Source organism: Corynebacterium massiliense DSM 45435 (genome assembly GCF_028609805.1).
Classification (GTDB): Bacteria; Actinomycetota; Actinomycetes; order Mycobacteriales; family Mycobacteriaceae; genus Corynebacterium; species Corynebacterium massiliense.
Window position 1 is genome coordinate 963,853 of sequence record NZ_CP063189.1, and the last position, 24,724, is coordinate 988,576.

The window sequence follows — 24,724 nt, forward strand, 5'->3', positions numbered from 1 at the left end:
GACTGGTGCGCTGTGACTAGCGCTGAAACTTCGAACCCGCAGAAAGAATGGAATGAGCTGGCGCAGGAGGTGCGCCGCCACCGCGAGCTGTACTACAACGGCGAGCCGGTGATTCCAGACGCCGACTTCGATAAGCTCTTTCAGCGTCTGCTCCAGCTGGAAGACGAGCACCCCGAACTAGCGGTACCGGATAGCCCCACCCGGCAGGTGGGTGCTGCACCGCAGGAAAACTCGTCTTTCGCCGACGTCGAGCACCTGCAGCGCATGACCAGCTTGGACAACGTCTTTTCCGCCGGAGAGCTGCAGAACTGGCTGGACCGCACGCCGGCCGATGCCTACCTCACCGAGCTGAAGATCGATGGCCTGTCCATCGACTTGGTCTACCGCGACGGCCGCCTAGAGCGCGCCGCCACGCGTGGCGATGGCCGCGTGGGCGAGGACATCACCGTCAACGCGAAGGTCATCGAGGACATCCCGCATGAGCTTTCTGGAAGCGACGAGTATCCAGTGCCGGAGCTGGTGGAGGTGTGCGGCGAGGTCTACATGCGGCCCGAAGATTTCGAGGACATCAACGCCGAGCGCGTGGCCGCCGGCAAAGACCCGTTTGCGAACCCACGCAATTCCGCCGCTGGCGGGCTGCGGATGAAGGACCCGGCGGACGTGAAAAAGCGGCGCCTGCGCATGGTCTGCCACGGCATCGGCGCCCGCGAGGGCTTTACCCCGGCGAGCCAGCACGACGCCTACCTCGCACTCGAGGCGTGGGGCCTGCCGGTCTCGCCGTATACCGAACGGGTCACCTCCGCGAAAGAGGTGCAAGAAAAGGTCGAGTACTGGGCGGATCACCGGCACGACGCCGTCTTCGAGATGGACGGCCTGGTGGTCAAGGTCGATGATCTCGCCTCCCAGCGTTCTTTGGGCGCGACTGCCCGCGCGCCGCGGTGGGCCATTGCGTACAAGTACCCGCCGGAGGAAGTGACCACGAAGCTTCTCGATATTGAGGCGAGCGTCGGCCGCACCGGGCGCGTGACGCCGTTTGCCATCATGGAGCCGGTGCGCGTGTCCGGCTCGACAGTGTCGATGGCCACGCTGCACAACCAGTCCGAGGTCAAACGCAAGGGCGTTCTCGTCGGCGACACTGTGGTCATCCGCAAGGCCGGCGAAATCATCCCGGAGGTGCTCGGGCCGGTGGTGGAAAAGCGCGACGGGACGGAGAAGGAATGGGTGTTTCCGAAAGAATGTCCGTCGTGTGGCAGCACGCTCGCGCCGCAAAAGGAAGGCGACGCCGACTGGCGCTGCCCGAACACCCGCAGCTGCCCGGCGCAGCTCGGCGCCCGGCTGGAATACATCGCCGGTCGCGGGGCCTTCGACATCGAGGCGCTAGGGGAGAAGGGCGCTCGCGACCTTATTAACTCGGGCGTATTGGAAGACGAGTCCGGCCTGTTCGATCTAACTACTGAGGACTTGGAGAAGTCCCAGGCATATACGACCAAAAAGGGAACGGTCAACGCCGCCGGCAAGAAGCTTTTGGACAACCTCGACACGGCCAAGGACACCGACCTGTGGCGGGTGCTCGTCGCGCTGTCTATCCGTTACGTCGGACCGACGGCGGCCCAGGCCATCGCCACGCGCTACGGCTCCCTGGCCGCCGCGCGAGAGGCGGACTTGAACCACCTCGCTGAAACGGAGGGCGTGGGCAAGGTCATCGCCGAGTCTTTCCACGAGTGGTTCCAGGTGGATTGGCACCGCAACATCGTGGACCGCTGGGAAAAGGCAGGCGTGCGTATGGAGGTCGACGCCAGCTCGCGTCCAGAGCAAACCCTCGAGGGGGTTACGGTCGTCGTGACCGGCACGCTGGAGAATTTCTCGCGGGACGAGGCAAAGGAGGCCATCGTCACGCGCGGCGGCAAGGCCACCGGATCCGTATCGAAGAAGACGGATTACGTCGTCGTCGGCGACAACGCCGGCTCCAAGGAGCAGAAAGCGCGCGACTTGGGCATCACAATCCTCAACGAGGAGCAGTTTGCAACGCTGCTGGAGACGGGGACTGCGGGCTAGCGCTGAATAAACGCGCCGAGGATCGTGCCCAGATTGCCAATGTGCTCGACCTCCGAGGCCAGGTAGTCCGGCCCGCCGGTGCGCCCGACCGCGATGACGAGGCCCGTGGTGCCGATAGGCGCAATCGCCACCGCCGAGTCGAGGAGGGTCCAGCCGCTGGGGATCCACGGTTCTTCCGGGTTAAGCGCCCGCGCGGTGGTGACGTTGAGCTGTGACGGGGTGGAGCCGTCGTCCTCCGGGGCGGCCGCCGACCAGGCCACGCGGTGGGCGGGCTCGGTGTTGTCGATGACGATGGCCCACGTCGAGGTCAGCGCCTTGGGGAGGGCTTCGACGACCTCTTCCATCGCGGCGGTGTAATCCCGCGACTTCTCCGCTACGCGCGACAACAGGGCGATCTGGCCGCGGCGATCAACGCGGCCGCTAAACGGGCGGATGGAATCCACGCTGGCGCCGTCGACCGCGTCCACCGCCGTGATGAGGACGTCCGCCATCACCTCCGGCGGGAGGGTGACTACGATGTCATCCATGACGGTGCCGTCGGAGAAGTTCTCCACGATGTCGACGGACTGGATGTTCGCGCCCACCATGCCGATCGCGTCCGCCAGTTGGCCCAGGCTTCCCGGCGTGTCGGGTAATAGGACGCGGATGAGGTAGGACATGGAAGTGGAATGGCCTTTCGCTGGAGTTGTATCGGTTACCTAATCAATTGAATGTTACTGAGGTAACGCAGGCTAACTCAATACCTAGATGCAGGATCAGGGCAAATCGGGTGGGTGGAGCATCCCCGAGGGTGACTCGGCTTGGTGTCCGGGCCGTGCAGTAGCATGAGGCGGTAGCTGTAAGGCGTGTGAAATGCCAAGCGAGATAGTTAAAGGATGGAGTTTCGCGTGTCTGATTTTTCGCGTGAAGAAATCGCCCACTTGGCCAAGTTGTCTCGGCTGGGTTTGAACGACGAAGAGCTGTCGCAGTTCGCTTCGGACATCGACGAGATTGTCAGCGCGGTGTCTTCGATTAGTGAGGTCGACGCTGACGGGGTTGAGCCGATGAGCCACCCGCACTCCGTCAACGCCCGCATGCGTGACGATGAGGTCGTACCCACCCTCACCGCCGAGCAGGCCTTGGACCAAGCGCCTGAGGTGGAAGAGGACCGCTTCGTCGTGCCGCAGATTCTGGGAGGAGAGTAAATGACTGACTACCTGGTACCCGCGGAGGGGCTTACCTCCCTGACCGCGACCGAACTCGCAGAAAAGATCCACTCGCGCGAGGTCACCTCCCGCGAGGTGACACAGGCGTTCCTGGACCGCATTGCAGAGACCAACGAGACCCTGAACTCCTTCCTCCACGTTGGTGCTGAGGAAGCGCTCGCTACTGCCGATGCCGTGGATAAGGCCCTCGACGCCGGTGAGAAGCCGGCATCGTCGCTGGCGGGCGTGCCGCTGGCACTGAAGGATCTGTTGACCACCACGGATGCGCCGACCACCGCGGCGTCCAAGATGCTCGAAGGCTACATGTCGCCTTACGACGCGACCGTGACCCGCAAGCTGCGCGAGGCCGGCATTCCGATCTTGGGCAAGACCAACCTGGACGAGTTCGCCATGGGCTCGTCCAGCGAGAACTCCGCGTTCGGCCCGGTGCGCAACCCGTTTGATACCGAGCGCACCCCGGGCGGTTCCGGCGGCGGCACCTCCGCGGCACTGGCGTCCGGCCAGGCGCCGCTGGGCATCGGTACCGACACCGGCGGTTCCATTCGCCAGCCGGCCGCCCTGACCAACACCGTGGGCATCAAGCCGACCTACGGCACCGTCTCGCGCTACGGTCTTATCGCCGCCGCGTCCTCGCTCGACCAGGCGGGTCCGTGCGCCCGCACCGTTGGCGATGCGGCGCGCCTGCACGAGATCATTGCCGGCTTCGACGAGCACGACGCCACCTCCGTGGACCGCGCGGTCGCCCCGGTGGTCAAGGCCGCCGAAGAGGGTAAAAACGGCGACTTGAGCGGTGTGAAGATCGGCATCGTCAAGCAGTTCGAGCGCGACGGCTGGCAGGACGGCGTCATGGAGCGCTACCACGCCGCTGTCGATCAGCTCGTCGCCCAGGGTGCCGAGAAGGTCGAGGTGGACTGCCCGAACTTTAACCACGCGCTGGCGGCGTACTACATCGTCATGTCGTGTGAGGTCTCGTCCAACCTCGCGCGCTTCGACGGCATGCGCTACGGCCTGCGCTCCGGCGACGACGGCAAACACTCCGTCGAGCAGGTGATGAACCAGTCCCGCGCCGAGGGTTTTGGCCCCGAGGTCAAGCGCCGCATCATGCTGGGTACCTACGCGCTGTCCGTCGGCTACTACGACGCTTACTACCTGCAGGCGCAGCGCGTGCGCTCGCTCATCGCGCAGGACTTCGCCCGCGCCTTCGAGGACGTCGACGTCATCGTCTCGCCGACCACCCCGACCACCGCGTTCAAGCTGGGCGAGAAGGTGCAGGACCCGGTCGCCATGTACAACTTCGACCTGTGCACCCTGCCGCTCAACCTGGCGGGCCTGTGCGGCATGTCGGTTCCGTCTGGCATGGCCAGCGACACCAACCTGCCGACCGGCCTGCAAATCATGGCGCCCGCCTTTAGCGATGATCGCCTGTACAAGGTCGGCGCCGCCTACGAGGCACGCCGCGACAGCTAAGCGCTAAAGCGGCTAAACGCTCAGTTCACGCCTCCCGGAAACCGGCGGAGGACTCGCCCCACACGAGGGGCAGAGCCCCCGCCGGTTTTTGAGGTTAGGGTAACCTCACGGACATCGAGAAGTGCGATGCTAACCCAACCGTGAGGAGATGAACCACGCAATGGCCCCGAAGAAGATGCAGGCGAAGGGACTGACGGTAGTAAAAAGCCAGCAGATCACTCCGGATATGATCCGGTTAACCGTCAACGCCCCGGCACTCAAAGATGCCGAGCTGCCTTTCACCGACCACTACATCAAGCTCTTGTTTGTTCCCGACGGCGCGGACTATACGTGGCCGTTCGATCTTGCCGAGATCCGGGAGAAGTACCCGCGTTCCCAGCAGCCGGTGAAACGGACCTATTCGCTCCGGCGTGTGGATCAGGAAACCGGCGATTGCGATATCGACTTTGTCATCCACGGCGACCAGGGCATAGCGGGCCCGTGGGCGCGAACGGCAGAGCCGGGAGACACCCTCGGTTTCGCCGGCCCCGGCGGCGGCTGGGCGCCGTCGCGGGATTACGAACACTTTGTGCTCGCCGGCGACGAGGCAGCCGCGCCGGCCATCGGCGCCGCGTTGGACCACTTGCCGGAAGGCACCACGGCCACCGCGTATGTGGAAGTTGCCGAACGCGGCCGTGAGATGGACATTCCGGACAAGGAAGGCGTTGAGCTGCACTGGATTTACCGCGACGGTGCAACGCCGGGCACCAAGCTGTCCGAGGCTGTGCGCGCCGCCGGTCGCCCGTCGCAGAAAACGAGCTGGTTCATCCACGGGGTGGCCGAAATGATTCGGGAACTGCGCCGCTTTCTGTTCGTCGAGCAGGAGGTAGATCGTGCTGACGCGTCCATCTCCGGCTACTGGCGCTTGGGCATGGTGGAAGACGAGTGGCAGGCGACCAAGCGCGAGTTCGTCGAGTCTATGGAACGCGAGGAGAAGTCCGCGCGGCCGTAGTCAGCGCGGCAGTAGCCCGCGCGGCAGCACAGAAAAACGCTGCCGGGCACAAGAGCCGGGCAGCGCGGGAGGGAAGGTGAGGTGAGCGCGGCGAGCGCCAGCGCTTACTTGGAGTCAGACAGCGCGTAGGACGCACCCGCGGTCAGGGCGGTGACGGACAAGACGGCCGGCCACGAGCCGATCTTCTTCGCCAACGGGTGGGACGCGCCGAATGCGCCGACGTACAGTGCGGACAGGCAGGCGGTGGTGGGGACATCGGTCTTGGCGGCCCAGGAGCGGCCCGCCCAGATTCCGGCCGCGGCGAGGATGGCGCCGCCCAGCGGGCGGATCCCGGTCTCGCGTGCGGTGAGCCACCCGCCCATCAGGCCGACGGTGGTGGTAAGAGCGGTGCTGACGTCCTTGGGCTTTTTGATATCAATCATCGACATGCCCACCATGCTAACCAGCTCGCTAGAGTAGGGCGCATGCGACTTGCCACACTGACCTCCGGTGGCGATTGCCCCGGCCTGAACGCAGTAATCCGCTCAGTGGTCCGCACCGCCTCGAACGAGTTCGGTGACACCGTCGTCGGATACGAGGACGGGTGGGTCGGCCTGATGGAGGACAAGCGCCGCGATCTCTACGACGACGCCGCCATCGACCGCATCCTGTCGCGGGGTGGCACAATTTTGGGCACCGGCCGGTTGCACCCAGACAAGTTCAAGGCGGGCATCGATACGGTGCGGCGCAACCTGGCGGAAGCGGAAGTCGACGCGCTCATCGCCATCGGCGGCGAGGGCACGCTCAAAGGGGCGAAGTGGCTTGCGGATAATGGGGTTCCGGTCGTCGGGGTGCCCAAGACCATCGATAATGACGTCAACGCCACCGACTACACCTTTGGCTTTGACACTGCCGTGTCCGTGGCCACCGAGGCCATCGACCGGCTGCACACCACGGCCGAGTCGCACAACCGCATCCTCATCGTCGAGGTCATGGGCCGCCACGTGGGTTGGATTGCGCTGCACGCCGGCATGGCCGGCGGCGCGCACTACACGGTGATCCCGGAAGAGCCCTTCGACGTGGCGGACATCTGCAAGTCCATGGAGCGGCGCTTCCAGATGGGGGAGAAGTATGGGATCATCTGTGTCGCCGAGGGCGCCTCGCCCAAGGAGGGAACCATGGAGTTTCAGGCGGGCGAGGAGGACGAGTTCGGTCACCAAACTTTTACCGGCATTGGCCAAATTATCGGCGACGAAATCAACCGCCGCACCGGCTACGACGTGCGCACTACGGTGCTCGGACACACGCAGCGTGGCGGTACCCCGACCGCCTACGACCGAGTGCTGGCCACTCGTTTCGGCGTCCACGCCGCGCGCGCTGCGCACAATGGCGACCACGGCACGTGCGTGGCGCTGCACGGCGAGAACATCGACTTGGTCTCCCTCGAGGACGCGGTGGGCCAGCTCAAGACGGTGCCGGAGTGGCGCTACGTCAACGCCCGCGCCCTTTTCGGGTAAGTTACATCTCCACCTCGATGGCCTTCTTGTCGCCATCGATGATCCACGGCGCGAACGAGGTCGCGTGCTTGTCGTCGTCGGTGCGCCCGACGGTCTGCCCGCCGATGATGGTCGCGCCGCCCACGACGTGCGCCGCAGTGTCGGCGAGCAGCTCGAAAATCTTCTGCGGATCCCCCTTGGACTTCGTCACCTGCAGCTCCGGGTGGCCCAAATCCATCAGGCCGATGGTGTAGCCAGAGACCGATCCGTCTTCTTCGGGTTTGAGCCACGTCGGCGCCATGTAGGCGCTCGGGAACGGCGACTCGCTCATGGTGAATTCCTGCAGGTGGCGCGGGCTCAGCGTGGTCTTCACGGACGGGAAGAAGACGCCGAGAGTCCCGGGCAGCTGGGAAATCATGGCCGTGACCAAAGCGTGCAGCGCGCGCTGCTTGAACTTCTGCTCGCGTGCGGGAATCTCGCTGGGCGCGTCCATGTCCGGGCGGTGGGCGATGAGGAGGTGAGCGCGGGCATCGTGAAGCTCCGCACGCTCCTGCGGGTCAGCGCCGAAGAAGACTGGGTGGGCGAGGTCTGCCGGGCTGACGCCGCCGTCCTGCACTGGGTACGGCTTGTCCACGCAGGTGGCCGCAAAGTACTCGCCACCGAGGGTGAAGGCCGCGACGTGCGGGGCGCCGCTATCGACGAACTTCAACGGAGCGTCCTCGGTGAGCGAGCGCTTGACGATGTCCTCGATGTCCGACGGCTCGTATGCCTCCTCGAGGAGCAAAGTGGCCATCTGCGGCCCGAGCGGAACGGGGTACTCCGGGTTTTCGCCCGGCTTCGGATCGGCGTTGTCAGGGGCGGTGTTTGCAGCGTCCTTGTCAGTCATGGGCTAAAGCCTAACGCGGCCGGGCACCTATTACACTAGTGCGCATGACTGCTGCGACTTATGACCTGATGGACTACGACGAGGTCCTCAAGAAATACGATCCGGTAATGGGCATGGAAGTCCACGTCGAGTTGGCCACGGACACCAAGATGTTTTCGACCTCCTCGACCGACTTCGGCGCAGCGCCTAATTCCAACGTTGACCCGGTCTCCTTGGGCCTGCCAGGTGCGCTTCCGGTGGTGAACAAGAAGGGCGTGGAGTGGGCTATCAAGATTGGCCTGGCGCTGAACTGCTCCATCGCCGAGTCCTCGCGCTTTGCCCGCAAGAACTACTTCTACCCGGACCAGCCGAAGAACTACCAGATCTCCCAGTACGACGAGCCGATTGCTTACGACGGCTACCTCGACGTCCAGCTGGAGGACGGCACCGAGTGGCGCGTGGAAATTGAGCGCGCCCACATGGAGGAAGACACCGGCAAGCTCACCCACATCGGCGGTGCGGGCGGCCGCATTACCGGCGCGACGTCCTCGCTGGTGGACTGCAACCGCGCGGGTATTCCGCTTATCGAGATTGTGACGAAGCCGATCACCGGCGCCGGCGAGCGCGCCCCAGAGGTGGCCAAGGCGTACGTCACCGCCCTGCGCGATCTCGTCGCAGCCCTGGGCGTGTCCGATGCCCGTATGGATCAGGGCTCGATGCGTGTGGACTCCAACCTCTCCCTGCGCCCGGTAGGCCAGGAAGAGTTTGGTACCCGCACGGAGACGAAGAACATCAACTCGCTGCGCTCCGTGGAGCAGGCCGTTCGCTTCGAGATGCAGCGCCAGGCCCAGGTGCTCGAAGACGGCGGCGAGATCGTCCAAGAAACCCGCCACTACCAGGAAGGCGACGGCACTACCTCCAAGGGCCGCCCGAAGGAGACGGCCGAGGATTACCGCTACTTCAACGACCCGGATCTGCCGCCGGTTATCGCCCCACGCGAGTGGGTCGAGGAGATCCGCCAGACGCTGCCGGAGCTGCCGTGGGTCCGTCGCGCCCGCATCCAGAAGGAGTGGGGCTTAAAGGACAAGGAGATGCGCGATCTGGTCAACGCCGGCGCGCTCGATCTCATCGTGGACACCGTCGAGGCCGGCGCCGATCCGGAAAGTGCGCGGTCCTGGTGGGTCGCCTACCTGGCGGGTAAGGCGAACGAGCAGGAAGTCGCGCTCGCGGACCTGGACATCACCCCGCAGCAGGTGGCCCGCGTTGCCGAGCTGGTCAAGGAAGGGAAGCTGACCACGAAGCTCGCCCGCAAGGCCGTCGACGGCGTGCTCGCTGGCGAGGGCGACGTGGACAAGGTCGTCGCGGACCGTGGCCTCGAGGTCGTGCGTGACGATGGCGCCATCGAAAAGGCCGTCGACGACGCGCTTGCGGACAACCCGGACGTGGTGGAGAAGTACCGCGCGGGCAACAAGAAGGTCGCCGGCGCCATCGTGGGTGCGGTCATGAAGGCCACCCAGGGCAAGGCCGACCCGGGCCAGGTCAACAAGCTCATCGCAGAAAAGCTGTCCTAGCCGCAGTCGCCCGCCCAGGGGCCCCTTTATCTAAGAGGGCCCTGCGCTTGTTTTAGGGATTTTTCGGCCCCGAGATCGAATTTTCCGGCCGAAAAATCCCGTTTTCGTGCGCCGAGGGGGAGAAAATCCCTGGGGTGAAGAGTCGCGGGAGATCCTCCTCGGCCGCGCCGCGGCGCTAGGCCGATTTCTTCTTCGACTTCGACTTGGAGCTGGACTTCGAGCCCGACTTGGACTTCGACTTCGACTTGGAGCTGGACTTCGAGCTGGACTTCGAGCTCGACGACTTCTTAGAGGACTTTTTCGACGACGACCCGCTGTCGTTGCCGTCGTCGCTATCCTCGCCGTCGTCGTCCTTCTTCGACTCCGAACTCGAGGACGATTTCTTCCCGCCCTTCTTCTTCAGCGAGTTCTGCAACGCCTCCATGAGGTCTACGACCTCTGCGTCATCGTCGTCGTCCGCTTCCGAGTCGGTGTCCGCGTCGCTGGCAGAGGTATCCGAATCCTTGGCGTCGATGGTCTCGCCCTCCTCGAGCTTGTGCTCGACGAGCTCGCGCAACTCCTTCTGGTAGTCGTCTTCGAACTCCTCGGGGGTGAAATCGGAGGAGTACTGCTCGACAAGCGCGGAGGACAGCTCGAGCTCTTTGTCGCTGACCTTCGCCTTTGATTTCGTTTCCTTGAAGTCGGCAGCGCGTACCTCATCGGCCCAGAGCATGGCTTGGAGCACGAGGACATCGTCACGCACGTGCAGGGCACCCAGCCGGGTCTTTTGCCGCAGCGCAAACTTGACGATGGCCGTCCGGTCCGTTTCCTCCAGCGTCTTGCGCAGCAGCAGGTAGGACTTCGGGGACTTGTCGGCCGGCCGCACGAAGTAGCTCTGGGACAGCATGATGGGGTCGACCTGGTCCGAGGGGACGAACTGGACGACCTCGATTTCGTCCTTTTCTGCCTCGGGCAGGGAGTCGAAGTCCTTGTCGGTAACCACGACGGTGTCGTCGCCGTCGTCGTAGGCCTTCTGGATGTGCTTAAACTCCACCTTCTCGCCGCAGGCCTCGCAGCGCCGTTCGTAGTGGATGCGGCCGCCGTCCTTGTCGTGCACCTGGCGGAAAGAGATGTCGTGGTCTTCGGTGGCCCCGTAGAGCTTGACCGGTACGTTGACGAGTCCGAAACTGATGGATCCATTCCAAATCGCGCGCATACGATAAAGGTTAAGGAAAAACTCACCCGCGCATGGCTGGCGACCGCGTGCGCGGGGGTTTCACGGTGCGCACGATCTCAGGAGGACGCCGGTGGCGGAGGGGAAGACCTATCGGGTGGGAGGCCGCGAGCTGTCCGTTTCCAACCTGGACAAGGTTCTCTACCCGGAGACGGCGACGACCAAGGCGGAGGTGCTGCACTACTACCTCGCGGTCGCGGACGTCATCATCCCGCACATTGCGAACCGCCCGGTCACCCGCAAACGCTGGGTGGACGGGGTGGGCACCGCCGCTGAGCCTGCCGATGCCTTCTTCCGCAAGGATCTGGAGGACTCAGCGCCGAACTGGATCCCCACCGGCACAATCGAGCACAAAACGGGCGTGAACGCGTACCCGCTTATCGGTGAACCCGCAGCCCTGGCTTGGTGCGCGCAAGTGGCGGCGCTCGAGCTGCACACCCCGCAGTGGCGCTTTACCCGTGAGGGCGCGCAGGCGAATCCGGATCGACTGGTGCTGGATCTAGACCCCGGGGAAGGCGTGGGCCTTGACCTATGCGCGCAGGTGGCGCTGTGGTCGCGCGAGGTGCTTGACGGGATGGGGCTGGAAAGCGTCCCCGTTACCAGTGGCTCGAAGGGCATTCACCTCTACGCCCGGCTCGACGGCGCCACGCCCGCGGATGGGGTGTCGGCCGTGGCGCACGAGTTCGCTCGCGCGTTGGCCAAGGAGCACCCGGACGAGGTCACTTCGGTGATGAAGAAGACCGCGCGCCGCGGCAAGGTGTTTGTGGACTGGAGCCAGAACAACGGCAAGAAGACGACGGTGAGTCCGTACTCGTTGCGTGGCAAGCCACAACCGACCGTGGCCGCGCCGCGCCAGTGGGCTGAGATCGAAGAGGCGGCCAGCCAACCGGGGTCACTCAAGCAGTTGCTTATCGATGACGTCTTGGACCGCATCGAGTCACTCGGCGACCCGTTGGCGCCGTTGGCGCCCGCGGGGGTGGCGCCAACGGGGGCGACGCCCGCGGGGGCGACGCCAACACAGACGGCGCAAGAGGAGCCGAAGGGGGAGACGTCCGGAAAAGACCCAGCTACGCCCGACGCGCGGCTGGCCAAGTATCGCTCCATGCGCGATCCGAAAAAGACGCGCGAGCCGATGGCCGCCGCCTCGTCGGCACCGGGGGCTGGTGCGGATGCCGCGCCGATATTCGTTATCCAAGAGCACCACGCGAGCTCGTTGCACTGGGATTTCCGCCTGGAACGCGGCGGGGTGCTCGTGTCCTGGGCCGTGCCGAAGGGGGTGCCGCTCGACGCGGAGGCGACGCGGCTGGCGGTACACACGGAGGACCACCCGCTGGACTACGCGAACTTCTTCGGTACCATCCCCAAAGGCCAGTACGGCGCCGGGACAGTGAAGATCTGGGATCGGGGCACCTGCGAGATCGAGAAGTGGCGCGATGGCAAGGAGGTCATCGCGACGCTGGCGGGGCGTGACAATGGCGGGCTCGGCGGGCTCGCCCGCCGATTCGCCCTTATCCACACCGGTGACAACAAGTGGCTGTTGAAATTCACGAAGAAGCAGCCGGAAGACGGCGTGACCGCGGCCGATAGCGACCATGGCTCTGGCGGGGATGGGGACGGGGACGCAGAGAGTGCACGTGGAAGCACGGGCTGCTCGCTGCGCCTGAGCGATTTGCCGGCGCCGATGATCGCGGAGCGGGGCTCTAAGGGCCAGATCCGGATCAGCGAGAAGGATGGCCACCGGTGGGCATTCGAGATGAAGTGGGACGGCTACCGCATCATCGCCGGGGCAACACCGGACGGCGTGGTCCTTGCCAGCCGCAACGGCAACGACTACACCGACCGTTTCCCGCAGCTGGCGGAGCTAAGTGGGGCGCTTGCCGGCGAGGCAGAAAAGCGGGGGAGCGCGGTTTTAGATGGCGAGGTGGTAGCCCTCAACGACGCCGGCCGGCCGGATTTCGGCCTGCTGCAAGACACGCGTCACCACACCGGTCACGCGCGCGCCGCCGCGGACATCGTCTACATGGTCTTCGACGTCCTCGCGATTGGCGGCGAGGATCTCACCGATCGCCCGTATTCGGCGAGGCGAAAGCTGTTGGAGACCATCCTCGAGGAAGGTGATGTGGTGCGCGTGCCGCCCAGCTACACCGGATCCCTATCTGGCGCGCAGCGGGCGGCGCGGTCGCTAGAGCTGGAAGGCGTGATGGCTAAGCGCACCGACGCGCCCTACTTTGCCGGCGAGCGCGACGGCGCGTGGCTCAAGCTCAAGTTCGAGCTGCACCAGGAAGTTGTGGTCATCGGCGCGCGGGAGGGGCAGGGCGAGCGCAGCGACAGTTTCGCCTCCCTCCTGGTTGCCGTGCCCGACGCTGACGGCGAGCTGCGTTATGCCGGGCGCGTGGGCACGGGATTTTCGGGGCGGGAGCTAAAGGACATCGCCAAGCGTCTGCGTCGTATCGAGCGTAAAACCCCTGGTGTGGGCGACGTTCCGGAGGAGGACAGAAACGACGCGTGGTGGGTGACGCCGAAGCTGGTGGCGGAAGTCAGCCTGGCCGGGCGTACGCGGGATGGCCGCGTGCGGCAGGCGGCCTGGCGCGGCTGGCGGGACGATAAGGGCACACGCGATGTGCGCTGGGAGGTCGGAAACGTCGAAGGTGACCTAGGCAACGGGCAGGCTGAAAACTAGCTCATTACATGAGAAAAATATAGGTTTTCGGCGCAATTAGGTTGCGGTTGTGCTGTGTTTTCCCGGTAAGGTTGAAGCTCGGTGCGTATTTCGCGGAGGTCCGATTGCACCACAGTCGGCTACCCGCGATGCGCTGCGAAACTATTCGCTATATACGCAAGGGAACACACGTGTCTTATAAAAACGTAACCGCCATTGCCATGTCCTTCGTGGGACTGTTGGTGGGCGCCGGCTTCGCTACCGGCCAAGAGGTGGTCCAGTACTTCACCTCGTTCGGCTGGGGCGGTGTAGCAGGCATCGTTGTCGCCGGTCTCGTCATGACTCTGGCCGGCACCGTCTTTCTGCAGCTCGGCTCCTACTTCCACGCTTCCGAGCACAACCAGGTCTTCCGTCGGGTGACCCACCCGATCGTGTCGAAGCTGCTGGATATCTCGGTCATCTTGACCCTGTTCTGCATCGGCTTTGTCATGCTCGCCGGCGCGGGCTCCAACATGCAGCAGCAGTTCGGCTGGGCGCCGTGGATCGGCTCCGGCCTCATGCTCGTCCTGGTGATGATCACCGGCATGCTGAACGTGGACAAGGTGTCCAAGGTTATCGGCGCTATCACGCCGTCCATCATCATCGCCGTGATCTTCGTGGCTGTGTACACGCTCATGCACATGCCGCCGGACATCGGCCAGGCAATGGAGACGTCCTCGCAGATCGAGGCCCCGATTGGTAACTGGCTGGTTTCCGCTCTGAACTACAACGGCCTGGCCCTGCTCTTGGCCGTGTCCATGTCCCTGGTTATCGGTGGCGACCACATCTCCCCGCGCGAGGCTGGTCTGGGCGGCATCGTCGGCGGCATCATTTACCTCATCATGATGGCGCTGGCTGGCTTCGCCCTGTTCATGAACTCCGATTCCGCGGGTGACACCGACATCCCGATGCTCCAGCTCGTGGACGACATCAACCCGGTGTTGGGCGCGATTATGGCGGTCATCATCTTCCTGATGATCTTCAATACCGCCATCGGCATGTTCTACGCGCTGGGCAAGCGCCTGTCTTCGGGTCACGAAGACAAGTTCCACATGATCTTCTTCGCGGGTTGTATCGCCGGCTTCATTGTTTCCTTCTTCGGCTTCAAGACCCTGATGAACTACGTCTACCCGGTCATCGGTTACCTGGGCATCTTCATGGTGGTCGTGTTGGTGTGGGCATGGTTCAACTCCTTGAGCAAGATTCGCGATGAGTCCACCCGCCGCGCTCGTATCCGCGCTCTGATGCACCTCAAGCTGCACCCGGACAAGGACTACGACGCGGACCGTTACGACCAGGAGATCGGCCAGCAGATCACCGACTCCAACCTGGACGACGGGGCGCTCTACAGCGAGGTGGAGGACGAAGTCACCGAGGAGCTGCACAAGGACAGCGACGTCGACTTCGACCGCAAGAAGTACGCCAGCGAGAACCACGAGGTCTCCGAGTACACCGATCGCGACGGCATCGAGCACGACCGTTCCGAAGAAGAAAAGAAGGAATGGCTCGACTCGCACAGCTCCACCGACGTCGAAGAAGAGATGTCGGGCGGCGCGGCCGATAACGGCGGTTCCACCGCTGGTTCCGAATCCGCTCGCGGCACGACCACCGCAGAGGGTTCGGCACGCCGCATCTCCCGCGACTAGACGCGGCTAGCGGCAGCGCGAAAAGCTGCACGAATAAAAAGAGGCGAAGAGTGGGTGTCATGGGTACACCCGCCCTTCGCCTCTTTTCGTATCTCCTCGACAGCACAGCACATGCCGCGGACAATCGACTGTATGACTTTCTACGCGCCTGCAGAAGACCGTTACGAAAAGATTCCGTACCGCACCGTCGGCCGCTCGGGCCTGAAACTGCCCGCCATCTCGCTCGGGCTGTGGCACAACTTCGGCGATGACAAGCCGTTGGCCACCCAGCGCGAGATCCTGCGCTACGCCTACGACTCCGGCATCACCCACTTCGACCTGGCCAACAACTACGGCCCAGAGCCGGGAGCGGCGGAGAAGAACTTCGGCCGCATCTTCAAAGAGGACTTCAAGCCCTTCCGCGATGAGATGATCATTTCCTCCAAGGCGGGGTGGGTCATGAACGATTCGCCCTACGGCTTTGGTGGCTCGCGCAAGTACCTGATGAGCTCGCTGGACGCCTCCCTGGAGCGCATGGGTCTGGACTACGTGGATATCTTCTACCACCACCGTCCCGATGCGGACACCCCGCTGGCGGAAACCATGTACGCCCTCCGTGACATCGTCGCCTCCGGTAAGGCGCTGTACGTGGGTATTTCCTCCTACGGCCCGGAGCTCACCCGTGAGGCCGTGGAGTTTATGGAGGATGAAGGCTGCCCGCTGCTCATCCACCAGCCCAGCTACTCGATGGTCAACCGCTGGGTCGAAGAACCGGGCGAGGACGACACCTCGTTGCTGGAGGAGGCCGCCGATGGCGGGCTGGGCGTTATCGCCTTCTCCCCGTTGGCGCAGGGCATGTTGACCGACAAGTACCTCAACGGCATTCCGGAGGATTCCCGCGCCGCGGCCGGAAAATCGCTGCAGCCGGACTGGCTGAACGAGGAGAACGTGGCGATGATCCGCCGCCTCAACGACATCGCCAGTGCCCGCGGTCAGTCGCTGGCGCAGATGGCCCTGTCCTGGGTTCTGCGCGACCAGGGAGACGAGACCGTTACCAGCGCGCTTATCGGCGCGTCTTCCGTGGACCAGTTGCAGTCGAACATCGAGGCGCTGGACAACCTCGACTTCACGGACGAGGAGCTCACCGCCATCGATGAGACCGCCCACGACGCGGGCATCAACATCTGGGGCAAGGCCACCGAGGCCCGCCGCCACGGCTAGCGCGGGCTAGGGAAGAGCCTGGAAGTCTTCCGGGTTCTTTACCTCTTCGCCCGCGGGCAGAGCCCCGTATTCGGGCAACACCACGCCGTCGGCGAAGGGGGAGCCGCCGAAGCGGTCGCGATCGTGGCTTTCTGCAAGCCACGACATGTCCGGCCCCACGGGAACAACCTGGGTGGGGTTTACTTCTTTGTGCACGATGTAATAGTGCTGCTTAATTTCGGTGAAATCGGTCGTGTCACCGAAACCGGGCAGCTGGAAAAGCTCTTGCAGGTAGCCGCGGATATTGGGCATCTCACTCGTCTTGTGACGCGAGGCCTTGAAATGCCCGTAGTAGACGGGATCGAAGCGGATGAGAGTCACGAAGAGGCGGACATCCGTTTCCGTCACGTGTTCGCCCACGAGATAGCGCTGCGATCCCAGGCGCTCTTCCACCCAGTCAAGTGCCTCCCACAAGCGGTGGTACGCGTCCTCGTAGTCGCTTTGAGTACCCGCAAAGCCGCAGCGGTAGACGCCATTGTTGACGTTTTTGTAAATGTAGTCGTTTATCTTCTCCATCTCCGCCGCGTGCTGTGCCGGGTACAAATCCGGCGCTCCCGCGCGGTGAAAGTCGGTCCACTCGGTGATGAAGTCACGGACCAGGGTGGGAAAGTCGTTGGTGACTACCTTCCCGGATTCCTCCTCCACCAGGGCCGGGACGGTGATGCCGCGCGGGTAGTCGGGAAAGCGGCGGAAGTAGGCTTCCTGGAGGCGCGGTATCTTGAGCACCGGGTCGACGCCGCCCGGATCGAGGGAGAAGTCCCACGAGCGTTTGTCGTGGGTGGGGCTGGCCAGCCCGAGCGAGATGCTGGATTCCAGGCCCACAAGGCGGCGGGTGATGATGCTGCGGTGCGCCCACGGGCAGGCCCGCGCACCGATGAGCCGGTAGCGGCCGGCGTCCATGGGCCAGGCGAAGGTGCCATCGCCACGCGCGGTGACGGTGCGTACGGAAGGGGAAACGCGGTCCGCGATGTAGGCGGTGTCGCGCACGTACTCGCCGTCAGCGGCGTTATGTGCGTCGCCGGCCCACTCCGGATTGTCTGACTGCGAAGGCATGTCTGACTCCTCGGTGCGTTCGACGTAGTGAATGTAGATGCGGAAACAATGTGTGTGGGCGACTATAGCCCGCATTTGTTTCCTGACGCGCCGCTGCTGGTCAACCACGTCGCAGCCCGCCTCGTTTACTTTTGAAGCATGACGAAAAGCAACAAGCCCGATAACGCCCGCGATGTGGACGCGGACTTTGACATCCCGACCTACGACCCGAAGAAGGATGGCGCCAAGGCTGGCCGCGACCTGACCAGCCGCGGCACTGCCAGCCGGGGCACTGCCAGTCGCGTGAGCCGGGTCAGCCAAGACGTCGACGCAGAGCAGCCGGAAACCGAGGTGCTGTCTGCGTCGCGGCCGACCGAGCGCACCGCGGAGACGGCCGCCGCGCGCACGGCGCCGTCCAGCGACGAGGAGCGTGCGCAGCAGGCCGAAGAGCCGGTCAAGCCGAAGCGTTCGTCCGTCTTCGATCGCGCTGGCCGTGCGGAACCGCAGACCATCGCGCCCCGCGGCACTACCGCCGGCGAGCCCGAGTACCGCGAGTCCGAATCCCGTGGGGCAGAATACCGCGGTACGGAAGACGTGACTGACGATGTCGACGTCGACGCCGACACCCGCACCACCGCGTTCCCGCGCCCGGCCGTGCAGCGTGACAGCGAGCCGGAGGAGACGGTGGCGCTCAACCGGGACGTCGACGCCGATGCCGAGTACGACTACGCGGACCAACCGCACACCGAACTTATCGGGGCGGGGACTGCGGGTGCAGCCACCGAAATGAGCCCCGAGGCAACCTCTGGGGTGGCCGCCGCGGACTCGGACGACGCCCTGCGTGTCGATGAAGACGCGCTTGACGATGATCGCACCCGCGATGGTCGCCGCGGCACCATCGACTTCGGTCTGTTGCTCGCCCGCCTGGCGCTGGGGCTTTTCCTCATCTGCTCCGGCGCGGCCGCCTTCTTCAACTTGGGCAACAGCGGTGGACTGACGGAACTCGAATCGGAGTTCGCGGCCTACCCCCACGCGAATATCTGGGCCATCGCCATCCCAGCACTGGAGCTGTTTGCCGGCGTGTTCTTGGTCCTCGGCCTGGTGTTCCCGTTCGCGGCCATGGTGGCCGTGGCGGTGACCGGGTTTAGCGCCCTGCACGCTATTTCCACCGGCGGCGTCGGCTTCGACGTCTTTTCCTGGACCGCGGACATCTGGCTGCCGGTTGTGCTTTTCGCACTGTCGCTGGCAGTGCAGTTCACCGGCCCGGGCGTCGCCTCGCTTGACTTCGGGCGGTCGTGGGCGCGGCGCCCGCTGGCGTCGTCCTGGGTCTTCGCCATCCTCGGCATCGCCGCGGCGGCAGGCGCCGCATTCTTCGCCGGGATCTTCTAAGCCTGCAGCTCTTTCGAGCTACTAGCCGCGCGGTCCGTTGCTGCCGCGCGGCTTTCGCGCGTTTTAGGGGTGGGTGGAGTGGGTGTGGGCATCGGCAAGCGGCGGCGCACCACAATCACGAATAAGACGGCGGTCAGCAGGGCGAACCAGACGTAATCGTCGACGACCAGTTTGAACTCTAGCGGCATTCCGTAGACATCGATCTGGTCACCGAACCACCACTTTGGCGGCACCGTCACCATGAGAACTGTCCAGGTGGCCAGGGTGGCGAGGAGCGCACCTGACACCCAGGTGGAGTGGCGGTAAATCCACGCCCGGTAGGCAAACACGGGGACCACCAGCGCGAGCCACACCCAGTGGTGCGACCAGGAGACTGGGGAAATAAGCAACATGACCAGGCTGCCGATGAGCCAGGCCTCGACATTCAGGTCGCGGCGCATGAACAGGCGCATTGCCCACGCCCCGGCGGCGATGGTGATAAGCGTCAGCGCGAGCCACACGACAGACGTCAGCGTGGCGTGATCCGTGGCGCTTTCCAGGGACGGGTAGAGGCGCTGCACGACGCCCTTGATAGAGCTGTTGGACTGGTAGTCGGTTCCCACGCCGAAGTCGTCGCCCGTGCCCATGGCCAGCAGCTTGACCGTGAAGAACTCCACGAAGGCGTCCCAGCGCACCGCGGCAGCTACCGCCGTGGCAATGATCGCGGAGGCCGCCGCGGTGAGAATCGTCCGGACGTCCTTCTTCAGCAGCGGGTAGAGCAGCATGGCCAGCGGTGTGATCTTGATGGCCGCGGCTAGGCCGATGAGCCATCCCTGTGGCAGCCAGCGCTTGCGCGGCACCAGGTCGAAGACCACCAGCGCCATGATGACGACGTTGATCTGCGCGAAACTGTTGTTGAGATCGATCGGCTCGAAGAAGAGAGCGACCGCCCACGTGACCGAAGTAATCGGCAGCAAGAGGCGGCGATGCCTGGGCGCCAGCACGGCGCGGAAGCAGAAGTACAGGCAGGCGACCAGGAGGAGATCAGACAAGACGATCATGATGTTGCCCGCCGTGTCGTGGCTAATGCCCCGGCTGGCCAGCGGCACCATCGCCAAGGCGCCGAAGGGCGGGTAGATAAACGGCAGGGCGATGTCGCCGGCCAGCATCGGCTCAGAATAGACCGGGCGGCCGTCGAGGAACGCCTGGACGCCCTCGCGGTAAATCGTCATATCAACGGGGAAATCCGTGATCCGCGTGTGCGCGACGATGCGGGCGATGCCCGCGAGCATTCCGACCGCGGTGACTAGCCAGCCGAGGGCGGAAAGGGAGCTTTGGCGCTTGGCGATGGATGACGTCATGAAAACCCCGGCTAGTCAGCTTGCGCGTTCTGGTAGGCGTCGAACTCGTCCTTGCTCATCATCACCTGCTGTCCATCGCGGTGAATGACCACAACCTTCTCGTCCGCCGCCTCCTTGCCGGCGGTGAGAGCATCGGGGATGCGTCCGCGGGACGCCTCCGCCAGCCGCGGCAACGAGTTAAAAGTCACGCCGGGCAGGGTGAGCTTGTCGTCGCCGCGGGTGCTCACAAACGCGCGGGCGCGCTGGAAACCGACGCCGGCCACGTCATCCCACGACAGCGACCGCGAGCCGCGGAAGCCGTAGCGGATCGCGATGCCGCGCTCGCCCACCGTGGTGCGAGCGCGCAGCACCCACCACGCGCCCAGCAGGGGGAAGAGGAGGAGCCAGAAAAGTTTCGTCGGCGCCCACGCCACGATCATGAAGGTGACGATGAACATCAGACCGATCGCGAGCAGGTGGGTGCGCTCCGGGCGGAAAATCTCGGTGTGCGCGGTGGTGTGTGCCGGTGCCTTCTGTTTTGCCTGGGGCCGTGCTGTGCGCGAGGCATTCTGGGGGCGCGAGTTCATGGCCTCATACCCTAATTGACCCCGGGGAAAGAAATACAGTCGGTTGCGGGCGTTCTACACTGGCCGCAGTAAAGATACGACCGTGTACAAGGGGATGTGACCGCACGATGGGCCTGAAGACGTACTTCGAAGACGACGCTGACCTCTCCCTTATCCAAAACCGCCGGGTGGCGGTCATAGGCTACGACGCGCAGGCCGAGGCCCACGCGCACAACCTGCGCGAATCGGGCGTGGAAGTCGTGGTTGGCCTGCCTTCCGAGGCGGCGCGCAACGAGCGGGAGCGGGCGGAAGAAGATGGATTCCCGGTCCTTGATTTCGCCGAGGCCGCCGACTGGGCCCACTTTGTCATGGTGGTGGAGCCGGAGTACGAGATCGCGGACGCGTTCGCCAAGGAGATCGCGCCCCACCTCGAGGCCGGCGATGCCCTGTTCTTCGCCCACGGCGAGGGCGTGCACTTCGAGATGATCACCCCGCCCAAGGAGGTGACCGTGGGGGTCGTCGCGTTCCAGGGATCAGGAAAGCGGGTGCGCCGCCAGTTCGAGGACGGCAAGGGCGTTCCCTCTTTCATCGCCGTCGCCCAAGACCCAGACGGCACCGGCGAGGAGCTCGCGCTGTCTTACGCAACGGCGCTCGGCGGCGCGCGAGCCGGAGTCATGGTCACCTCGGTGGCGGCCATTGCGGTCTCCGAGGCCTTCGGCCAGCAGGCCATCACCACTGGCGGGGTGGAAGCGCTGGCGACCACCGCCTTCGACACCTTGGTCGGTGCCGGCTACTCGCCGGAGCTCGCATACTTCAACTGCGTGCACGCGCTGTCCGCTGTGGCGGACCAGATCACCACCGGCGGGTTTACCGCTCTGCACGAGGCTGCGTCCAGTGCGGCAGAAGCCGGCGGCTACCTCGCCGGCGGCCGGGTCATGGGCGAGGACGCGCGCGAGCGGCTCGCGGCGGTGCTCGGCGAAATCGAAGACGGCACGTTTATCCGCCGCCGCGGTGAGTTTGCAGCCGATTCCGGCAAGCTGGGCAAGGAGCGGGCGGAGCGCGCCGAGCACCCCGTGGAAAAGGCCGGAGCCGAGATGCGCGCGCTCATGAGCTGGGTGCCGCAGCGGCGGAACTAAAAGCAGCGCGCGAATTATCGGTGCGCGGATAGACTGCGGGCCATGGGCTTTTCCACGCCGAGCTATGGCCTAGCAGACCTCATCGCCCGGATTGACCGCGGCGATATCCAGATCCCCGATTTCCAGCGCGCCTACCAGTGGGACGAAGACCGCATCCGCGCGCTCTTGGTCACCGTGCTGCGCGGCTATCCCATGGGCAGCCTGCTCGCATTGGATACCCGGAACGAGCCGATGCGGTTTCGCCCGCGCCCGCTTGCCGGCGCCCCGGACACGGGCCGGGATCCAGGGCTGTTGCTTCTCGATGGCCAACAGCGCCTCACCTCCCTCTACCTTGCCCTGCGGGGCGGGGACACGGCCGCCGAGGCGGATACCGCTGCGGGCGCCCACACGGGTATTCCCGGTCACGTACCCACCCGCGACTTCCGCGGCAAGGCCGTCACCCGCCGGTATTTTGTGGACGTGGCGAAAGCCGTGGAGGAAGATATCCTCCCGGACGAGTCCGTCTTCGCCACCGACGAGTCAGGCCGGGTCACTTCCCATTTCGGCCCCGTCCTCGACGAGCCGCTGGACACACCCGAGGCCGCGCGCCGCGCGGGCTGCATCCCGGTGGCGGCGCTTCTTTCTGAAGCCGGCGCCGCGCACCTCTTCGCCATGGCGGGCGAGGAAGATAGCGCGGTGCTCGCGGCGTTCAACAACCGGGTGTTGCGCACTGTCGCCGCCTACGCCACCCCGATGATCCGGCTCGGCCGGGAGACGATGAACGCCGGGGTGGGCACCATCTTCGCTCAGGCGAATTCGCTCGGCCTGCAGATGGACGTCGTCGATCTGCTCACCGCCGTCTTCGCCAGCGAAGATCCCGATTTCCACCTGGCGGAGGACTGGCGGGGCATCGCCAAGCACCTGCACGCGTACCCGGCCCTGCGGGGCATCGACAGGCACAGCTTCCTGTCCGCGGTGGCCCTGTATGTCACGGCCAACAAGGGAAACCCGAACCCGGGCGGGCAGCGCGAGGACATCGTCCAGCTGACCCTGGTGGAATACCGCGACGCCGCGGCGGTGCTGCGGGTGACCTTCCGGGAGGTGGGGGAGTTCCTCGCCCAACGCCACATCATTGCCGCCGAGCAGGTCCCGTACCCCAAGCAGATCGTGCCCCTGGCGGTCATCCTGGCACGCCTGGCCCAGATGCCGGGGGCGCTGTCCACGCAGGCTAGCTGGGACAAGATCAATCAATGGTTCTGGTGCGGCGTATTCGGCGAACTCTACGGCTCGTCGTCGGTGAGCCTGCGGGCGGCCCGGGACGTGCGGGAGGTCGTCGACTGGGTGGCAGGAAACGCGGAAACCGTGCCGCAGACCGTCCGCGACGCGCAGTTCGCCGAGTCGCGGCTGCTCTCCGCCCGCGAGGACTCCGCCATCTTCCGCGCTATCTTCGCCCTTCTGATGGCGCGCGGCGCGCAGGACTGGCGCACCGCCAAGGGCTTCGACAAAGAGACCGTGGACCAGCTGCAGCCCGGGTTCCACCGCATCTTCCCGGCCGCGTGGTGCGCGCGCCACCGTGTGGACGAGGTTCTGGCGGGCTCGGTGCTCAACCGCACGCCCATGGGCAAGCGCACCGAGGTGGTCACAGACGGGTACGGCCCCGACCGCTACCTGGCGCGGGTGCAGGCGAAGTCGCTCATGGATGACTCCGAGTTTGACGCCGTCCTTGCCTCCCATAACTTGGACGCGCAGCTGGTGCATAAGGCCCGGTTCGCGGAATTTCTCGCCGACCGGCGCCGGCGGTTTGTGGGCATGGTGGAGCATGCGATGGGCAAGGAAGTCTATCGTGATGTTGATGAAGAAAACTATGCTGCCGGTGTGGAAGGGCCTGAGGCTTTCTCGCGCTAGCCGCGCCCACGCGACGACCGCGGTCGCTGGCCTGGTCTGCGTGAGCGCGCTGACGCTGACCGGGTGCGACGAGGACGTCTGGGGCACGACGGTGATCCCCTCGGAAGAAGGCCAAGTCCCCGCCGAGAAGATCAACCTGGAAGACGCCGCCGCGGAAAACGAAAACCGCTTTGTGAAGCCGGAGTTCGCGGACCAGGTGCGCGTCATCGAGGACTCCACGGGCCTGGAGACCGCGCGGATGTTCTTTTCCGATTCGGACTCCCGCTCGCTGGTCATTACGGACTCTACGGACGCGGCCATGCTGCGCGGGGCGACGATTGCCATCTCGCAGCACGTGCCCATGGTGGTGATGACCCCGGCGGAGCGGGCCGACATCGTCAAGCTTGTCGACGAGTTCAACACCGAGCGCATCGTGACCGTGGGGGACGTCCCGCTCGCGGCCGTGCAGAGCGAAAACCTCACCGTCATCGACGATCCGGGCACTGACGCGGCGCTCGGCCGGATGACCGCGTTCCAGTACTCGAAACAGGAAGTGGAACGCCCCCACGACATGGTGGAGGCAGTGGTCAACCTGGACGAAAACGACCGCACCGAGTTGACCGCCAAGTGGGACACGCTGCCGGAGGACAAGGACGCGCGCGTCAACACCGCGGTTCCCGCCCAGTCGCGGCGCGACGGCCAGATGGCGCCCGTCATCATCGCCGCCCCCGGATCCCCGCTGGTTTCCGTCATCAACGCGCGTGCCTACGGCGCCGAGGTGCGGTTGATGGATACCTTCGATCCGCTGGACTCGAAGGAGGCGTCTGCGATGGTTGCCGGGCTTGCCGATGGCCCACTTATCGCCCTCGGTGACGAATTCGGCACGGTCGCCCAACTACGCAAGCGCATCGAAAAGATTCCGGACGAGGGCGGCGCGCACAAGGACGGCGACGACGCGCCGGATGAAGACAAAAACTCGGAAGACTAGGAGATA

20 protein-coding genes are annotated in these 24,724 nt (G+C 64.9%); 13 read left to right on the forward strand and 7 right to left on the reverse strand.

The genetic code is table 11. From position 1 onward, the window contains the following. Positions 1 to 12 precede the first annotated feature (12 nt). Positions 13 to 2,055, forward strand: a complete 2,043-nt coding sequence (gene ligA, locus CMASS_RS04580) for an NAD-dependent DNA ligase LigA (protein ID WP_022862441.1) — start codon at positions 13 to 15, stop codon at positions 2,053 to 2,055. On the opposite strand, the gene CMASS_RS04585 is transcribed toward ligA, so the two are convergent. Continuing rightward, complete coding sequence (locus tag CMASS_RS04585; protein WP_022862440.1) at positions 2,052 to 2,714, reverse strand: ACT domain-containing protein; 663 nt, start codon at positions 2,712 to 2,714, stop codon at positions 2,052 to 2,054. The two genes, ligA and CMASS_RS04585, sit on opposite strands and share 4 nt — an antisense overlap. 228 nt (positions 2,715 to 2,942) lie before the next feature. On the opposite strand from CMASS_RS04585, the gene gatC reads away from it, so the two are divergent. The 3 genes from gatC to CMASS_RS04600 all read left to right on the forward strand — a co-directional run bounded on the left by gatC (position 2,943) and on the right by CMASS_RS04600 (position 5,718). Then, positions 2,943 to 3,239 (forward strand): Asp-tRNA(Asn)/Glu-tRNA(Gln) amidotransferase subunit GatC, encoded by a 297-nt coding sequence (gatC, locus tag CMASS_RS04590; protein WP_027018539.1) that lies wholly within the window; start codon positions 2,943 to 2,945, stop codon positions 3,237 to 3,239. Beyond that, positions 3,240 to 4,727: an Asp-tRNA(Asn)/Glu-tRNA(Gln) amidotransferase subunit GatA gene (gene gatA / locus CMASS_RS04595; RefSeq protein ID WP_022862438.1), complete on the forward strand. Its 1,488-nt coding sequence runs from the start codon at positions 3,240 to 3,242 to the stop codon at positions 4,725 to 4,727. Between the two features lie 160 nt (positions 4,728 to 4,887). Continuing rightward, positions 4,888 to 5,718 carry a siderophore-interacting protein gene (locus CMASS_RS04600; RefSeq protein WP_022862437.1) on the forward strand — a complete coding sequence of 277 codons (831 nt, stop codon included), beginning with the start codon at positions 4,888 to 4,890 and terminating at the stop codon, positions 5,716 to 5,718. Positions 5,719 to 5,822: 104 nt separating this feature from the next. Here CMASS_RS04600 and CMASS_RS04605 read toward each other — a convergent pair whose 3' ends face one another. Further along, positions 5,823 to 6,146 carry a hypothetical protein gene (locus CMASS_RS04605; protein WP_033399465.1) on the reverse strand — a complete coding sequence of 108 codons (324 nt, stop codon included), beginning with the start codon at positions 6,144 to 6,146 and terminating at the stop codon, positions 5,823 to 5,825. Between the two features lie 36 nt (positions 6,147 to 6,182). Here CMASS_RS04605 and CMASS_RS04610 point away from each other — a divergent pair, with 36 nt between their 5' ends. Next, positions 6,183 to 7,214, forward strand: coding sequence for a 6-phosphofructokinase (locus CMASS_RS04610; RefSeq protein ID WP_022862435.1), 1,032 nt, complete (start codon positions 6,183 to 6,185; stop codon positions 7,212 to 7,214). Position 7,215: 1 nt separating this feature from the next. On the opposite strand, the gene CMASS_RS04615 is transcribed toward CMASS_RS04610, so the two are convergent. Then, complete coding sequence (locus CMASS_RS04615; RefSeq protein ID WP_022862434.1) at positions 7,216 to 8,079, reverse strand: DUF4261 domain-containing protein; 864 nt, start codon at positions 8,077 to 8,079, stop codon at positions 7,216 to 7,218. Between the two features lie 44 nt (positions 8,080 to 8,123). Between CMASS_RS04615 and gatB the strand changes: the two genes are divergently transcribed. Beyond that, entirely contained in the window at positions 8,124 to 9,629 is a 1,506-nt protein-coding gene (gatB, locus tag CMASS_RS04620) for an Asp-tRNA(Asn)/Glu-tRNA(Gln) amidotransferase subunit GatB (RefSeq protein WP_027018536.1), read from the forward strand. Positions 9,630 to 9,804: 175 nt separating this feature from the next. Here the strand turns inward: gatB and ku are convergent, their stop codons facing one another. Then, positions 9,805 to 10,824 carry a non-homologous end joining protein Ku gene (ku, locus tag CMASS_RS04625; RefSeq protein WP_022862432.1) on the reverse strand — a complete coding sequence of 340 codons (1,020 nt, stop codon included), beginning with the start codon at positions 10,822 to 10,824 and terminating at the stop codon, positions 9,805 to 9,807. A gap of 91 nt (positions 10,825 to 10,915) precedes the next feature. On the opposite strand from ku, the gene CMASS_RS04630 reads away from it, so the two are divergent. The 3 genes from CMASS_RS04630 to mgrA all read left to right on the forward strand — a co-directional run bounded on the left by CMASS_RS04630 (position 10,916) and on the right by mgrA (position 16,386). Beyond that, positions 10,916 to 13,522 (forward strand): ATP-dependent DNA ligase, encoded by a 2,607-nt coding sequence (locus CMASS_RS04630; RefSeq protein ID WP_022862431.1) that lies wholly within the window; start codon positions 10,916 to 10,918, stop codon positions 13,520 to 13,522. Positions 13,523 to 13,692: 170 nt separating this feature from the next. Continuing rightward, positions 13,693 to 15,186: a YkvI family membrane protein gene (locus CMASS_RS04635; RefSeq protein ID WP_022862430.1), complete on the forward strand. Its 1,494-nt coding sequence runs from the start codon at positions 13,693 to 13,695 to the stop codon at positions 15,184 to 15,186. Positions 15,187 to 15,318: 132 nt separating this feature from the next. Then, complete coding sequence (mgrA, locus tag CMASS_RS04640; protein ID WP_022862429.1) at positions 15,319 to 16,386, forward strand: L-glyceraldehyde 3-phosphate reductase; 1,068 nt, start codon at positions 15,319 to 15,321, stop codon at positions 16,384 to 16,386. A gap of 6 nt (positions 16,387 to 16,392) precedes the next feature. On the opposite strand, the gene CMASS_RS04645 is transcribed toward mgrA, so the two are convergent. Further along, positions 16,393 to 17,478 (reverse strand): glutathione S-transferase C-terminal domain-containing protein, encoded by a 1,086-nt coding sequence (locus CMASS_RS04645; protein ID WP_022862428.1) that lies wholly within the window; start codon positions 17,476 to 17,478, stop codon positions 16,393 to 16,395. A 138-nt stretch (positions 17,479 to 17,616) separates the two neighbouring features. On the opposite strand from CMASS_RS04645, the gene CMASS_RS04650 reads away from it, so the two are divergent. Then, positions 17,617 to 18,846 carry a DoxX family protein gene (locus CMASS_RS04650; RefSeq protein WP_022862427.1) on the forward strand — a complete coding sequence of 410 codons (1,230 nt, stop codon included), beginning with the start codon at positions 17,617 to 17,619 and terminating at the stop codon, positions 18,844 to 18,846. Here the strand turns inward: CMASS_RS04650 and CMASS_RS04655 are convergent. Together CMASS_RS04655 and CMASS_RS04660 are read right to left on the reverse strand one after the other, a co-directional pair. Beyond that, positions 18,843 to 20,186 (reverse strand): glycosyltransferase family 87 protein, encoded by a 1,344-nt coding sequence (locus CMASS_RS04655; protein WP_022862426.1) that lies wholly within the window; start codon positions 20,184 to 20,186, stop codon positions 18,843 to 18,845. The two genes, CMASS_RS04650 and CMASS_RS04655, sit on opposite strands and share 4 nt — an antisense overlap. 11 nt (positions 20,187 to 20,197) lie before the next feature. Continuing rightward, on the reverse strand, positions 20,198 to 20,752 hold the full coding sequence (locus CMASS_RS04660) for a PH domain-containing protein (RefSeq protein WP_022862425.1): 555 nt from the start codon (positions 20,750 to 20,752) through the stop codon (positions 20,198 to 20,200). A gap of 107 nt (positions 20,753 to 20,859) precedes the next feature. On the opposite strand from CMASS_RS04660, the gene ilvC reads away from it, so the two are divergent. From ilvC to CMASS_RS04675, 3 genes are read left to right on the forward strand one after another with little or no spacing between them, the layout of a single operon-like run. Then, positions 20,860 to 21,867 carry a ketol-acid reductoisomerase gene (gene ilvC, locus CMASS_RS04665; protein ID WP_022862424.1) on the forward strand — a complete coding sequence of 336 codons (1,008 nt, stop codon included), beginning with the start codon at positions 20,860 to 20,862 and terminating at the stop codon, positions 21,865 to 21,867. 42 nt (positions 21,868 to 21,909) lie between these two features. Then, positions 21,910 to 23,751 carry a DUF262 domain-containing protein gene (locus CMASS_RS04670; RefSeq protein WP_022862423.1) on the forward strand — a complete coding sequence of 614 codons (1,842 nt, stop codon included), beginning with the start codon at positions 21,910 to 21,912 and terminating at the stop codon, positions 23,749 to 23,751. Then, on the forward strand, positions 23,699 to 24,718 hold the full coding sequence (locus CMASS_RS04675) for a hypothetical protein (protein ID WP_156831762.1): 1,020 nt from the start codon (positions 23,699 to 23,701) through the stop codon (positions 24,716 to 24,718). The genes CMASS_RS04670 and CMASS_RS04675 overlap by 53 nt, the downstream gene beginning before the upstream one ends. The last annotated feature ends 6 nt before the right edge of the window (positions 24,719 to 24,724 follow it).

Coding starts and splice junctions, on each gene's coding strand:
- CMASS_RS04585 (WP_022862440.1), bottom strand. CDS start 2,714: ATGTCCTACCTCATCCGCGTCCTATTACCCGACACGCCGGGAAGCCTG.
- gatA (WP_022862438.1), top strand. CDS start 3,240: ATGACTGACTACCTGGTACCCGCGGAGGGGCTTACCTCCCTGACCGCG.
- CMASS_RS04600 (WP_022862437.1), top strand. CDS start 4,888: ATGGCCCCGAAGAAGATGCAGGCGAAGGGACTGACGGTAGTAAAAAGC.
- CMASS_RS04605 (WP_033399465.1), bottom strand. CDS start 6,146: ATGTCGATGATTGATATCAAAAAGCCCAAGGACGTCAGCACCGCTCTT.
- CMASS_RS04610 (WP_022862435.1), top strand. CDS start 6,183: ATGCGACTTGCCACACTGACCTCCGGTGGCGATTGCCCCGGCCTGAAC.
- CMASS_RS04615 (WP_022862434.1), bottom strand. CDS start 8,079: ATGACTGACAAGGACGCTGCAAACACCGCCCCTGACAACGCCGATCCG.
- gatB (WP_027018536.1), top strand. CDS start 8,124: ATGACTGCTGCGACTTATGACCTGATGGACTACGACGAGGTCCTCAAG.
- ku (WP_022862432.1), bottom strand. CDS start 10,824: ATGCGCGCGATTTGGAATGGATCCATCAGTTTCGGACTCGTCAACGTA.
- mgrA (WP_022862429.1), top strand. CDS start 15,319: ATGACTTTCTACGCGCCTGCAGAAGACCGTTACGAAAAGATTCCGTAC.
- CMASS_RS04645 (WP_022862428.1), bottom strand. CDS start 17,478: ATGCCTTCGCAGTCAGACAATCCGGAGTGGGCCGGCGACGCACATAAC.
- CMASS_RS04650 (WP_022862427.1), top strand. CDS start 17,617: ATGACGAAAAGCAACAAGCCCGATAACGCCCGCGATGTGGACGCGGAC.
- CMASS_RS04655 (WP_022862426.1), bottom strand. CDS start 20,186: ATGACGTCATCCATCGCCAAGCGCCAAAGCTCCCTTTCCGCCCTCGGC.
- CMASS_RS04660 (WP_022862425.1), bottom strand. CDS start 20,752: ATGAACTCGCGCCCCCAGAATGCCTCGCGCACAGCACGGCCCCAGGCA.
- ilvC (WP_022862424.1), top strand. CDS start 20,860: ATGGGCCTGAAGACGTACTTCGAAGACGACGCTGACCTCTCCCTTATC.
- CMASS_RS04670 (WP_022862423.1), top strand. CDS start 21,910: ATGGGCTTTTCCACGCCGAGCTATGGCCTAGCAGACCTCATCGCCCGG.
- CMASS_RS04675 (WP_156831762.1), top strand. CDS start 23,699: ATGAAGAAAACTATGCTGCCGGTGTGGAAGGGCCTGAGGCTTTCTCGC.